Below are 562 nucleotides of genomic sequence, written 5' to 3'. Positions count from 1 at the left end.
CCCACTGGCCCCAGGCCAGGGACTGGGCCGGCAGGCCCTCGGCGTGCCGACGGACGGCCAGCGCGTCCAGGAAGGTGTTCGCCGCCGCGTAGGCCGCCTGGCCCGGCGAGCCGAGCACCCCGGCCACCGAGGAGTAGAGGACGAAGGCGGCCAGGTCCGGGTTGTCGCGGGTGAGTTCGTGCAGGTGCCAGGCGCCGTCCGCCTTCGGGCGGAGCACGGTGTCCAGCCGCTCGGGGGTGAGCGCGCCGATCACGCCGTCGTCCACCACACCGGCGGTGTGCACGACCGCCGTCAACGGGTGCTCCGCCGGGATCGCGGCCAGCACCGCCGCCAGCGCCTCCCGGTCGGCGGTGTCCGCCGCCGCGAAGGTCACCGAAGCACCCAGCCCGGCCAGTTCGGCCGCACCCGGCGCGTCCGCACCACTGCGCGAGACCAGCAGCAGATGCCGCACCCCACGCTCCGCCACCAGATGCCGGGCCAGCACCCCGGCCAGCACGCCGGTGCCACCGGTGATCAGCACCGTCCCCGCCGGGTCCCACTCCCGCCCGGCCGAGGCCGCCAC

General features: G+C 76.7%; 1 protein-coding gene. It reads right to left on the bottom strand.

Features of this window, described 5'->3' with window-relative positions; genetic code table 11:
* A partial coding sequence (locus IE329_RS40115) for a beta-ketoacyl reductase (protein ID WP_190216001.1) occupies positions 1 to 562 on the bottom strand: 562 nt, incomplete at both ends.

It is taken from the genome of Kitasatospora indigofera, from assembly GCF_014655955.1.
GTDB classification, from domain to species: domain Bacteria; phylum Actinomycetota; class Actinomycetes; order Streptomycetales; family Streptomycetaceae; genus Kitasatospora; species Kitasatospora indigofera.
Note: the sequence above shows the minus strand (reverse complement) of the source record. Positions and strands in the feature narration are given on the sequence as shown.